The 12854-nt window shown below is 54.5% G+C and carries 10 protein-coding genes, 1 other RNA gene, 1 CRISPR repeat array and 1 riboswitch (1 of these 13 cut by a window edge); of the genes, 9 read left to right on the top strand and 2 right to left on the bottom strand.

Annotated elements, in window-relative coordinates; genetic code table 11:
• Positions 1–178: 178 nt before the first annotated feature.
• The gene (locus BMX00_RS01650; RefSeq protein ID WP_090826381.1) at positions 179–1975 is read right to left on the bottom strand and encodes a TonB-dependent receptor domain-containing protein; all 1797 of its coding nucleotides are present in this window, start codon (positions 1973–1975) and stop codon (positions 179–181) included.
• A gap of 334 nt (positions 1976–2309) precedes the next feature.
• A riboswitch (cobalamin riboswitch) is annotated at positions 2310–2576 on the bottom strand.
• A gap of 540 nt (positions 2577–3116) precedes the next feature.
• Here BMX00_RS01650 and BMX00_RS01640 point away from each other — a divergent pair.
• The 6 genes from BMX00_RS01640 (at position 3117) to BMX00_RS14795 (ending at position 6121) form a co-directional block, all read left to right on the top strand.
• Positions 3117–3317, top strand: coding sequence for a hypothetical protein (locus BMX00_RS01640; RefSeq protein WP_090826375.1), 201 nt, complete (start codon positions 3117–3119; stop codon positions 3315–3317).
• Between the two features lie 6 nt (positions 3318–3323).
• Positions 3324–3632: a cell division protein ZapA gene (locus BMX00_RS01635; protein WP_090826373.1), complete on the top strand. Its 309-nt coding sequence runs from the start codon at positions 3324–3326 to the stop codon at positions 3630–3632.
• An 87-nt stretch (positions 3633–3719) separates the two neighbouring features.
• Positions 3720–3899, top strand: a non-coding RNA gene (ssrS, locus tag BMX00_RS01630) — 6S RNA.
• A 175-nt stretch (positions 3900–4074) separates the two neighbouring features.
• The gene (locus tag BMX00_RS01625) at positions 4075–5556 is read left to right on the top strand and encodes an amidohydrolase family protein (protein ID WP_090826369.1); all 1482 of its coding nucleotides are present in this window, start codon (positions 4075–4077) and stop codon (positions 5554–5556) included.
• Between the two features lie 119 nt (positions 5557–5675).
• Positions 5676–5951, top strand: coding sequence for a VOC family protein (locus BMX00_RS14800; protein WP_245727520.1), 276 nt, complete (start codon positions 5676–5678; stop codon positions 5949–5951).
• Entirely contained in the window at positions 5912–6121 is a 210-nt protein-coding gene (locus tag BMX00_RS14795; protein ID WP_245727518.1) for a VOC family protein, read from the top strand. Before BMX00_RS14800 ends, BMX00_RS14795 begins: the two co-directional genes overlap by 40 nt.
• Before the next feature lie 95 nt (positions 6122–6216).
• Here the strand turns inward: BMX00_RS14795 and BMX00_RS01615 are convergent, their stop codons facing one another.
• Positions 6217–7455, bottom strand: a complete 1239-nt coding sequence (locus BMX00_RS01615) for a CapA family protein (RefSeq protein WP_245727516.1) — start codon at positions 7453–7455, stop codon at positions 6217–6219.
• 128 nt (positions 7456–7583) lie between these two features.
• Between BMX00_RS01615 and BMX00_RS01610 the strand changes: the two genes are divergently transcribed.
• From BMX00_RS01610 to BMX00_RS01600, 3 genes are all read left to right on the top strand, one after another.
• A complete protein-coding gene (locus tag BMX00_RS01610; protein ID WP_090826364.1) occupies positions 7584–8075 on the top strand; it encodes a pyrimidine dimer DNA glycosylase/endonuclease V in 492 nt (163 codons plus the stop codon).
• A gap of 328 nt (positions 8076–8403) precedes the next feature.
• Positions 8404–9357, top strand: a complete 954-nt coding sequence (locus tag BMX00_RS01605) for a Kdo hydroxylase family protein (RefSeq protein WP_090826362.1) — start codon at positions 8404–8406, stop codon at positions 9355–9357.
• A 259-nt stretch (positions 9358–9616) separates the two neighbouring features.
• Positions 9617–10921 (top strand): sugar-transfer associated ATP-grasp domain-containing protein, encoded by a 1305-nt coding sequence (locus BMX00_RS01600; RefSeq protein ID WP_245727514.1) that lies wholly within the window; start codon positions 9617–9619, stop codon positions 10919–10921.
• Positions 10922–11070: 149 nt separating this feature from the next.
• A CRISPR array of direct repeats spans positions 11071–12854; the repeat unit is 28 nt; unit sequence TTTCTGAGCTGCCTACGCGGCAGTGAAC; it runs 1789 nt beyond the window's last position.

Genomic DNA, 12854 nt, shown 5'->3' with positions numbered 1-12854 from the left:
GGCGACTCAACAGGTCGAAGAGAAGGATGCGGATACTATACTGTTGCAGCACTACGGCGACAAAATATTACGCGGACTGTAGCTGTTGCGATTATCGTGCATCCCACGCCGAGCGTGCATTTTCCTGAAATACCGCCCGAATACGCAGCCACACGAGACTTATCAGGCTCAAAGTCAATCAGAACGTATGGGAAATACTCGCCCACACAGTCCGCGGAATTCCGTTAAACCCGATGGCGGGCTGATATTTTTTATCGAGAAGATTGTCGATCTGAATACGAAGAGTGGAGCCCTGCCGGATCCTGTATGACGCGCTGAACCCGACGATTATCATGGAAGGCAGTTTGTGAAGGTTTTCGCCGTCGTCGTACCGTTCTCCTTCACCCCGCGCTATGCCCTCTGCTGAAAAGTTGCCGACGGCATATCTCAGGACCGCCGTTCCGAAGATCCTGGATCTGCGCGGCAGGATAGTGTCGAGCTGCACATTGCGCGGGTCCTGTATAGTCAAGTTGGCTCGTGTTGACCATCCTTTACCTATCGGCTGGATTCCCGTCAGCTCAAACCCGTCAATTCGGGCCCGCGATATGTTCTCCACCTGGGAAAACACATTGTTAATGACGATTGCATCACTGATGGTATTGATGAAATACCCCAGGCGATAGCTTGCACCATCCGCACCATCGTACGATACAAAGGCTTCATGCATGCGGCCGCGTTCGGGCTTAAGGTTCGGATTCCCCGCGAAGCCGAAGGTGGGAGGGAAATAGAGGTCATTGAAAGTCGGCGCCTTGAATGACAATGAAGTCAGCGCTCCCACCCGCCAGGACTCACCCAGCTTACGCGCCAGGGAAAGGGAGTAGGTATTAAACCCTCCGAACTGACTGTTCTCGTCGTGGCGAAACATGCCTTCCGCCACGAGATGCTCTGAACCCAGTTGCGTTCCGATAAACCCTGCAACGTTAGTCCTGCTTGCCTTGGTAAAAACTGTCGTGCTCTCTACTCCCTGGATCTCATGATCCATCCCCGCAAAAATACGGCCCGAATTCAGCTTCTTTTCCAGCTGGAGCGATCCCTGCAGGGAATGGCTATTGAAAATCGCCGGGAAAGCTCCTCGCACATTGGATCGATCAAGGGAACCGCCATATGTCGCCATAATGCTGATATCGCGGGGCAGAGAATAGATTGCCCTGAGGTTCGCCATGGAAATCGATTGCAGATTCACATCGTCGGTAGTTAGCGACGCATCAAACGATGTCCTGACTTGCGAGCCTAATGCAGTCGCCTCCACCTGGAAATCCGGTGTTATCCATCCTCCCGCCTTGGCTACGATCCCCAAGCGGCTTCTGGGGTCCTTGTCCGGATTGAAGGCGAAGATGTTATTTCTGTTGGTTGCCGACCCCTGCTGGATAATGTCCTGCACGATCCGGACTCCCGCGTAATAGGATTCTCCCCGTATCCCAACACTTCCCGCGGCGCGCTCCGAAAATCTTGAGCCGCCGCCGGCCGAGACCAGCATCCCTTTCGGGATATCGATGTTTCCGCGTATAACCCCCCCGACCGCATTAGAACCGAAAGCTGCCGACGTCCCGCCTTGAATTACATCGACCGATGACAGGAGGCCCGGCGCGATAGCGGCGAAATTCGGCGAACCGACTGTCGCGGATGACATTTTCACGCCGTCTATCAGGAACACCGTCTGGTTTGAGTTGGAGCCCCGCATAAAAAGTGATACCGGCCCGCCCGGCCCGAGTTCATTGATCTGCACCTGCTCCTGCAACACAGTCTTCCAGTCATTATCCTCGACCTTCAGCTTGATGGAATTAATTCGAAGATTAGTCAACTCCTTGCCTTGAGGGATACGGTTCCCGCCGTAAATAGTCAGTTCCGGTAGCGCTGTTTCAGGCACATCGTTTGCGAGAGCCAATCCCAACGGGTTCAATATCAACCCCAAAGCCAGCATTTTGCCTAATCTCATTCGTAATTCCTTCACAGTTGAGCTTCATCTCGGCGTCGGCGCGAGATGCATGGGTTACCCGCCATGGATCGCCATAGATCTTTACCGATGGATAAAAGTCTCAGATATGCAGAAGACGACAGTAAGCTGCCGGCTTATTCCAAGAAACAGGCATACAGGATTGTTTTATCCGGCGGACCCGCGGTCCAGCACGATGACAAAGGAAATACGTGGCACCCGGCAACGCCGCTAAGTGGCGCCAAGGAGCGCTAAGGAGCTCGTTAAGGAGCCTCTGAGGAATCGACGAGCGCAGAGATATCGAAAGGATATCGATCAGAGACCGCCCCACGCGGTATTTCCAAACGCATTCAAGGCCGGTATCCGGGCTCGCAGGACTTGACGTAACGCCTTCCCATGAATTGAAGAATTCACAGTGGCTTCATGCCATAAGAAATGGCATTGTTGATACGTCCACACCTGCTTACCGTTGCGGGGGCAGCCCAGGCATCTTTAGGAAATTCAAAACCAATCTCCATGGAGGAGATACGTTCAGAGCTTACCAACCTGGTTCCCGTTTAACCCGGCTGATACGCAGCCGGGCACCTCAAACGTGGCCGCAATTCTACCAGAACCGGGCAATAATGGTTTAAGAGGATAACGCAACGGAAATAGCGCAGCGGGTGGAGCAAGTTGTGCCAAGAGGAGTGATGGACTGGGCGGTTGGGTCGCCTGCTGGCGGTGGATCGCCTGCAGCCTCAGCCCTGCCCTGGCGGACAACCATGCCGACGGTGACTCGAATCCCACGAATGGAAGCGCTGCCGCCCATCACGCCGGGTTGCCGGGTAATGCCGATTCAGTCGCGCCATGCTTTGCTCCCATGGAAATGCATTGTCATGGTATCGGTTGAGAATATTATTTCAGAAGCTAGTTGTAAAAATGAAAGCGTTTTTATTCCGGCTCCACGACAGCAGAGTGGGAGCGGCCGGCCCCCGCCTCTGCCAAAGGGATGAAACCAGGGACAGTCGTGGCCCCGGCGGACTGAATACGCGCTACGGATCGACACGAATGCTGGAAACTACTTTTAGATAATTACCTTAGCAGTTGACTCACCAAGGATTTCCGCACTATAGTGAGCTGACAAGATCCATATAAATATAAAACAATGGAATCAGAACTGAAGGCGCTTGAAGATAAAATTCATCAATTCGTACGGTTGTGTCAACAACTGCGATCAGAAAATATTCATTTGCGTCAGCAACTGGCAACTGCCACCAGCGAAAATAAGCATCTTGCGGAAAAGATAAACGCCGCAACTGGCCGCCTGGAAGCGCTCCTTGCACAGTTCCCCAAAGGTAATGAATAGCCAAGAATGAAAAACAGTAACGCCATGGATGTCAGCATTATGGGACGTGACTTCCGCATCACGTGTCCTGACGACGAACGTGAAGAATTACAGAGAGCGGTGATTTATCTCGATAAAAAGATGCGCGAAATCAGGGACAGCGGAAAAGTGATCGGATCCGAGCGTATCGCGGTTATGGCTGCGCTCAACATTACGCATGAGTTACTGACCGAGAGGCATAGGGAAGGGTTTGACACCGAAGAATTTAGGCGTAGAATCGATCGCATGCAGGCAGCCCTTGATGCGGTATTGCCGGAACAAGACAAGCTGTTCTGATCCGGCTCACGTAATTTCAAGTTGCCCCAACAATTTCCCCTTTGCGCGTGCCATCAGATCCGGAAGGCGGCGAAAATGGATAAAAGTTGTTCCCTGCGGTGTTCGTTTTAGGCCTATATTCTTTGAACCAACTTTTTGAGAACTGGTTACGAACCATAGCGATGCTGTTGTGCGCGTCCTATACGGAAGCGCCTGATGCATCCGGTAAGTGACCGCCTTGGACCTTAAGGTTCAAGATAATGGCCTGACGGCATTTGCGGGGACTTTGTTTCAAGCCCAAAAAGCAGTGAAGTAACTTTTTGGATAGCCTAGCTTTTTGGACAACCGGATTGCTTCAGTCAATGGCCCCAGGCCGGTGTACCGTGCCAGTATGAGCGGCTCGCCGAACAAATAGCTCTTCCCGAGCTCCGCATTTATCTTCGTTTTAAGAGGATGTGCCGGCATGATTTCCAAGACCCATCCCATCGACTCCGGTGGCGCTCGCCTCCCGATCAAGCTCGATACGACGTCGAACGGAGAGTTTGAGCCGGTTCCGTTAACGCCCGTCAACCGCGCGGCGAATCACCTCGCGCATGAAGCGGCCGATGAAAATGCAGAGCGTCTGGCCGTTTCCCGAAGAGATTTCCTCATCTCCGCTTGCGGCGCGGCCTCCACGCTTCTCGCATTCAACACTGCAAACGCGGCAGCCGGCAAGACTGGCGGCTTCTTCGATTTACCGAAGGAGGCCGCGCTCGAGCCGGAGCTTGCGCAAGCGACGGTTGGCGGCCAGGGTGAATTCATCTTCGACGTACAGGGGCACTTTGTCGATCCGAATGGTGCGTGGGTCAAAAAGCTTCCCCCCGGCTCCAATCCCCTAAGTCAAATGCCCAAGGCAGGCTGCGCGCTCGCCTCCGAACCCGGCTCGCGCAGTTATTTGCGCTGCCTCGGACCTGACGAGTTCATCAAGGACGTATTCCTCGACTCTGATACCGATATGATGGTGCTCTCCTTCGTTCCTTCCGCGCCCGATGCCGAGCCGCTTACCATCCAGACGGCGGATGCGGTTCGCAGGATTGTCGATCGCATGGAAGGCACGCACCGTCTGCTGGTGCATGGACGGGTCAATCCCAACCAGAAGAGGGATCTAGAATCAATGGATGAGCTAAAGGAGCGCTGGGGTGTATCCGCGTGGAAAACTTACACGCAGTTCGGTCCTGGCGGCAAAGGCTATTTTCTATCGGACGACATCGGCACCCAGTTCATCGAGAAGGCGCGCGGGCTCGACGTCAAGGTTATCTGCATACACAAGGGTCTGCCTTTCGGCAAACAATCCTACGAGCACAGCCAGTGTAGCGACATCGGGGTTGTTGCCAAACGCTTTCCCGATGTTAACTTCCTCGTGTATCACTCGGGCTTTGTCACCACGGTTCCCGAACGTCCGTTCGAAGGAAGGGGCGCGGGCGACGGCATCGATACCCTGATCCGTTCGGTCATCGAAAACGGCGTAGAGCCGAACAGTAACGTGTACGCCGAGCTGGGCAGCACCTGGCGCTTCCTGATGCGCGATCCTGAAGCCGCCGCCCATGCGTTGGGAAAGCTCTTGAAATATTGCGGTGAGAACAACGTCCTCTGGGGCACCGATTCCCTCTGGTACGGGTCGCCGCAGGATCAGATCCAGGCGTTTCGCACGTTTCAGATTGCCCCCGAATTGCGGGCGAGATACGGATACCCTGAGATCACGCCACAGCTCCGCGCCAGAATTTTTGGCCTCAATGCGGCGAAGGTGTACTCTATCAGCGCGGACGAGGTGAAAAAATACACGGGACGCGACCGTATCGCCCGCGAGCGGCAGGCTTATCTCGAACATCCTGAACCGCATTTCCTCACCTATGGCCCGAAAACCCGAAGGGAGTTTCTTCGATTAGCCGCGGCCGGGCAATTTTGATCACCCACATCTCTGAACGGAATTCGTAGCCTGACTGGCCTATCATTAAGTAAACAAAAAAGTACAAAGGCACATATGCAAGCCATCACATATTGGGCTAAATACCTCAAGGTAAGTATATGGATGAGAAAGCGAAACCGCATCTGGTAGGCATCAATCACATCGCGCTCGAGGTTGGGAATATCGATGAAGCGGTGGCCTTCTACGCTCGCATCTTTACTTTTGAGTTGCGGGGCCGCGGCCGAGGCGCCGCCTTCATCGATATGGGCGATCAATTCATCGCGCTGATGGAAGGGCGATCTCAGGCCGCCGACGACCACAGGCATTTTGGTTGGTCGTTGACGACCGTTCGCACGTGCGCGAACTTGCCGAAGCGGCAGGGGCAACCCTGTTAAAGGGGACCTTCCTCGACTTTCTCGACCCGTGGGGCAACCGGATTCAGGTAGTCGAATATCGCGATCTTCAATTTATGAAGACCGATGCCGTGCTGAAATTCATGGGGCTGGAGCTGGACAAGAGCGAACAGGCGCAAGCGGAACTGCGTGAGAAAGGAATCCAAACATGAGACAAAATCGGTTTGATAAAAAAGACCGACAACGGACCAGCAGGGCCTTTCCTCAGGCCCTGCTCAAGCCTTTGCCCCTTTAGCTACTCAGCAGATTAATCTGTCCAACGCAGTATCAATGTATCGGCAACCAGCTCCACCTCGGTTTTGAACTTTCTACCTTCCCTGTTCAGAACGTCCTTCAGCCAGAGCGCATCGCTCCTGGACGCATGATTCAGCCTGAAGCGTCTCGTCTGCATGGGGACCATATCCAGTTTGATCAGCTTCCCGTCTGCTGGCTCCACGCTTGCAAAATACATCAGCGAAAGATCACCTCGATAGGCCTCATGCCCGGAAATCCCTTCATAGTCATTCAGAAAGTCACCGCAGCCGTAAAGAATGAGCTTTCCTTGATAAACCTCGATCCCTTTTGCATGGTGGGAGGAGTGGCCATGAATGATATCGACGCCTGCGTCATCGATCAGCCAATAGGCAAATTCCTGCTGCTCGCGTGGCACCTCATATCCCCAGTTGCCCCCCCAATGAATCGAGGCAATAACAACATCACCTGTGCGTTTTAGTCCACTGATGTAATGCCGAATATCCCGTATGGTTTTCACGGAGAAGTCGGGCAAAAAGTTTACGCCGGGCTTGCCCGCTGTGGCAGCCCAGCTCCAGGGCACGCCGCTTGTTTCAGAACCGAAAGAAAAAACAAGCACGCGCCCCTTTCCAGAGACAGGCATTATCGCCGGCGCCTGAGCCTCCTGGATATTCATGCCTGCGCCCGTCGTTTTGATACCGGCTTTTTTCAAGGTATCCAGCGTCTCAGCAAGACCGGAATAACCCCAATCCAGGATATGATTGTTCGCCAGGGCGCAACAATGGATATTCGCCGCCGTAATGCAGGGAATATTATCCGGATTCATCCGATAGTTGACCGCCTTTTCCTGCACGTCGTTGCTGCCGGTAACGGCGGTTTCCAAATTGATGATTCGCAGATCGGGCTTCCGAAGCTTGAGTTCAGCAAGAGCATCTCCCCAGATGTATGAAAAATCCACTGGTCTCGGAATGGGGCCGTTCGCCTGTTCGGCAAGCTCCACATATCCCGCCGCGCTTTTCATATACCCCTCGTAGAGAGTGGGGTTGCCGGGATGCGGCAATATCTGGTCGATTCCCCTGCCCGTCATGACGTCACCACAGAGGAACAATTTGATGACGCTGATACCCGAGTCGTGCAATAGCGATTCCGAATTGCCCTGTTCGCTTTTTATGCCCCCAGCCTTGTCACTGTTTGTAATGGACTGCGCATAAAGCGGGTAAACCGCCACGGCAAACCCCGCCGAAAGCGTGGACACAATGAATCTGCGCCGTTTCGGTTGGTGATTCACATGTTTTGCATTCTCGAGATTCTTCATTAAAATAGCACTCGAGGGCCGGTATGCTTTCATCCTAGACCATATCGACAGGAATGGTGCAGCTTACTATGCGTCTCTGGACTGTTCATCCGCGTTATCTCGATGCCAAAGGTCTCGTCGCAACGTGGCGAGAGGCATTATTGGCCCAAAAAGTGCTGGCCGCGGTAACCTGCGGCTACCGACATCATCCCCAGCTTATCCGGTTTCGCGCGCATCCCGCCCCAATTCAAGCAATCGGAGCGTTTCTGGCAGACCTTGCGAAGGAGGCCGCACGACGCGGCTATAACTTCGATATAAACAAGATCCTGGAGCACGGGGCTATGGATCAAGGGGCTACTGAGCAAATCGAGGAAACAGAAGGGCAGCTATTGTACGAGTGGGCTCATCTCAGGGCAAAACTGCACAGGCGGACGCCAGATCTTCATCGGCAGTTTCGAAGCATCATTATTCCCGAGCCTCATCCATTATTTCGTATTGTCCCCGGCAGCATCAGAGAGTGGGAAAAAGTGAAATCCCCAGCGCCCGGCAGCCACCCTCTTGAGCGTCGTTCAAGAGGGTGACCGGAGTCAACTTGTCTCCATCAGCGGCAGGCTTCCAAGACAAATTCCTTCCGAGACCATTCATTGGCGAGACAGGATAAATGGGCCTATGAGCATGGCATCGAAATGGACTTCAGCCATTGCGGACACCCAACCGATAATGCCAGCGGGAAAAGCCTCAATGCGTTTGCAGCTTGGAGCGCCTTAGGCTTATTTGGGTCTTGTCTTTAGAGAATGCCAGGCGCAAAATTGATGAATTGGCGGCAGTACTAAAAAGAGTGCGTCCTCACTTCGCATGGCTAGTGCAACTCCGGCGAATATGGACTTCTTACACAAATCAAGGAATATCATGGTAGATCAAGGTTGTATTTCTGTGAGCGAAGAAGCAGGAACCGTGAAGATGCTGACGATCGAGCCGGGAGCCGACCTATCGGCGCCGGAGGTGCGACGTACGGCCATCGAGACACTGGAAGGGGGAGGGTTAATCTACCTGCCAAAAAGCGGCTTTGAGCTGTCCGAACGGGAGCGAGAGCTGATCTCGGACACGGCGAAGATCCTGACTCGGGAGCCCGATGTCCAGGATGGCCGCCCGACGATCATCTTCGATCCGGCGCACGGCCGCATCAAGAAGTACCACTACGCGCAAGTGCGCGGGAAGTTGATGCGAGCCCAGGTCAGAGACACGGCGCGCCCCGATATCGAGGCGATCATGGTGCGCTACGGCAAGTGGTCCGAGGATGTGATCAACCAATTGTTCCCCATCTACCAGGAAGCACTGGACCGAAAACGGGTCACCTATCGGCCTTTTGCCCGCAACAGCACCCAGTCGCTGCACATCGACTCGAGCTATGGGTACCCTACTCAGGGGCGCGGCATGCTGCGCATTTTCACCAACATCAATCCCGTCAATCGATTGCGTATCTGGCAGCTCGGCGAACCGTTTGAACCCTTCGTGAGCCGTTTCCTGCCTTCTGTGCGCCTCAGCAAACCATCCTGGATTTCCGCCATTCTGGCGCGCCTCGGCATCGTCGACGGAGCCAAGACCAAATACGATCAGTACGTGGCGGCGGTGCGCGCCCTGGGCATACGCGACAAGGAGTACCAGCGGACGGCACCTCGCAAGATCATGGAATTTCCGGTTGGCGCAAGCTGGATCGCAATCACGGATCTGGTGCTGCACGGCGCGATATCGGGGCAGCACAGCCTCGATCGGACGTTTTACCTGCCGGTGGAGGCAATGAGCGATCCGTCGCGCTCTTCATTGCGTATCCTGGAGAGGATGACCGGCGAAGCCCTGGTTTGAGCGCGGGCGGTAATCGCAGGACGTCAGAGTCGTCCTGTCTGGCGGGCAAGATGAAGATGCCCGGCTCGCGCCCGGGCCCTCGATTACCTCGGCGGCTGAGCTTTGCCTGCCTTCCCTCCGGGGTAATGCTGGAAGTGAACCCAGCTAACCCAAGCCCTCGCTCATTTACTCAAGCATGGATTATTGCGGCAGAAATAAGTATTAAATTGATAGAGGAATACACTTACGTCGCAAATTTTAAAGAGCGGTGCTGAAGATCGTGAGTGACTGGAGCTTTGACAGAATCACGAGGGAATTGAGCGGTGCAATGTGGACGTTTTCCCGCTTGCCTGATGACAGCTCGGCAGCAACTTTTGTCCACCGGTGCTTCCAACGCGAGATTTGGCACGAGGTCAAGCTCCGCGAGCGGATCGCAATTTGGGCGGCTCTGCCGCTCGTCCCATTGGTAGTTGTGGTGCTGGCAGCAATTTTCACCTCGATCAACGGGCAGGCGATAAAGAAACGGACCGGGAAGGGGATAATCCGGCAAGTCCGCGAGCAGCTCGGAGTCTCGCTGCGGCACGCGATCTTGCCTCCCTGGTACTACATTTTCGAGCTGCATGACGACGACAAGCGCCAGCGCGCCTGCGAATATGTGAACCGGTTTGAGATGAAAAGCGGACTCTACCGCATCCTGCGCGACCACAATGGCGGACTTCCCATTCCTGCGGAGCGCAGCACGGCGTGCATCAAGGACAAATTGTGCTTCATGTCCCGCTGCCGTAAATTTGGCATTGCCACTGCGCCTGCCCTTCTGAGCGTCGCGAAGGGGGAGGTTAAGGCGCTTGATTGGAGCGGACCGGGCCTCCCCGAGATCGATCTCTTCGTAAAGCCGTTGCATGGCCAGAATGGAAAAAATGCCACGCGCTGGGATTATCTGGGTTCGGGGCAATATCGACGCAACGACGGTAAACGTGCGACTGCAGACGAGGTGTTGGAAGACTTGCGCCAAGCGTCACAGCGCAGGGCTTTCCTGGTGCAGCCACGACTCGTGAATCACAGGGAGATCGCCGACCTAGGCAATGGCACTCTTGCAACGATTCGGGTGATGAGCTGCCGTGATGAGCAAGGCGAATTCGAAGTGACCAATGCGGTTTTTCGCATGGCGCAAAACGGTACCGTCGTTGTCGACAACTTTCACACAGGGGGAATCGCCGCCAACGTCGATATTCATACCGGCGAGTTAGGGAGGGCCACCTGTGGGGCTTGGGGGTCGACCGTGGATGGATGGTATGAGCAGTATTACGAAAACGGTGCGCAGATTCTGCACCGCAAGCTCCCATGCTGGCCTGAGCTGATCGATCTGGTCCGCTATGCCCATGGCAGCGCGTTCTCCGACCAGGTGGTGATCGGCTGGGACGTCGCCCTGCTCGACAGTGGACCGTGCATGATCGCAATTAACAAAGCACCGGATTTCGACATGATTCAGCGGATCGGTAGCGGCCCAGTGGGGAACGAGCGGCTAGGAAAACTTCTGGCGTTCAACCTGAGGCGCACTGTCGAGGCTAAGCATCGTTCGCTTTAGGCTGGGTGAAGATAATGTGAGGCTCGCTGCAACTCATATTCTGTAACCCATGTTTCGCTCCGTTCGGTCGAATTTGCAGAATACATACCTTCCTCAACGCAAAAGGCGGTCGCGCTTCGGATCGGGGTTTCCTATCCTCCACACTACTTTTTCTGAGCTGCCTACGCGGCAGTGAACGATCGCTCAATCGGTCTGTGTTGGGGCCTGATTTTCTGAGCTGCCTACACGGCAGTGAACCAAGTATGGCGCTGATCACAGCCGCAGCACTTTTTCTGAGCTGCCTACGCGGCAGTGAACTATCCCGAGGCTACAACTCCTGCCGTTGTCTTTTTCTGAGCTGCCTACGCGGCAGTGAACAATGCTTCGCAAGGTTGGCGGGGGCTGATCGGTTTCTGAGCTGCCTACGCGGCAGTGAACAAAATCCCTGAAAGATTCGGCGCGGCGGGAAATTTCTGAGCTGCCTACGCGGCAGTGAACTCGATACGAATAAAGGCTCTCCAATGATGGCAATTTCTGAGCTGCCTACGCGGCAGTGAACTGCCAAGCGAGCGCCTCAACCCGCCCGGAATATTTCTGAGCTGCCTACGCGGCAGTGAACCATTTGACCCGCCCTCCTGTATCGGTACTACGTTTTCTGAGCTGCCTACGCGGCAGTGAACGCACGAACGCCAGCAACAGAGCGCCGCCTATCTTTCTGAGCTGCCTACGCGGCAGTGAACGCCGCCGCTTGTGTGCGCTGGTTTTCTATATTTTTCTGAGCTGCCTACGCGGCAGTGAACACTACGTGAAGGGTTTGCGGTCCCTTTCAATCTTTCTGAGCTGCCTACGCGGCAGTGAACCAAATGATGTGCGCGATGTGCAACTGCCTGACTTTCTGAGCTGCCTACGCGGCAGTGAACAAATGCTTCGCATGGTCACGGGGGTGATCTGATTTCTGAGCTGCCTACGCGGCAGTGAACTACACTATTAGTACACCTCAAGTCTCATACTATTTCTGAGCTGCCTACGCGGCAGTGAACAGCGGATTCTTTTTGCGCAGCCGACTCAACCATTTCTGAGCTGCCTACGCGGCAGTGAACCGTTTCAAGCGGCGCGTCGAGGTACGCGCAATTTTCTGAGCTGCCTACGCGGCAGTGAACCAGTCGCGCACGTGGAACAGCACGCGGTCTCATTTCTGAGCTGCCTACGCGGCAGTGAACTTTATATCATGCTGCTTTCAGCGATTCCTATGTTTCTGAGCTGCCTACGCGGCAGTGAACTATTACTGAAGAACTTTTGAAAATTAACCTCATTTCTGAGCTGCCTACGCGGCAGTGAACGACCGCGCCATTCGCCCTATTGTAGTTATCGATTTCTGAGCTGCCTACGCGGCAGTGAACTTTGGTTTCCCTATGTTCGGCGGTCAAAACATTTTCTGAGCTGCCTACGCGGCAGTGAACCTGCCGTACGGACCTGTGACGATCATGGGCAATTTCTGAGCTGCCTACGCGGCAGTGAACTCGGGTATGTATCCGAAATTTCCGTTATTAATTTTCTGAGCTGCCTACGCGGCAGTGAACCTCTTCGGCAGACTTTTCAGCATGTTCCAAACTTTCTGAGCTGCCTACGCGGCAGTGAACTTGTCGGTTGCAAGCGGGGGAAAAATGCCAGATTTCTGAGCTGCCTACGCGGCAGTGAACTGTGAGTGCGTTTAAACCGCGTCCGGCAACAGTTTCTGAGCTGCCTACGCGGCAGTGAACAAATGGGGCGCTGCGCTTATTTTATTCTGGCTTTTCTGAGCTGCCTACGCGGCAGTGAACGGGTTGCTCTGGTGTGTCCTGGTAGTCGTGATTTTCTGAGCTGCCTACGCGGCAGTGAACTTTCCGCTATCACTACGGCACGAATTTGGATTTTTCTGAGCTGCCTACGCGGCAGTGAACGCCAGATAGTGATA

The organism is Nitrosovibrio tenuis (genome assembly GCF_900109785.1).
In the GTDB taxonomy this organism is placed as follows: Bacteria; Pseudomonadota; Gammaproteobacteria; order Burkholderiales; family Nitrosomonadaceae; genus Nitrosospira; species Nitrosospira tenuis_A.
The sequence above is the reverse complement of the archived record's forward strand: the minus strand, read 5'-3'. Positions and strand labels throughout refer to the sequence as shown.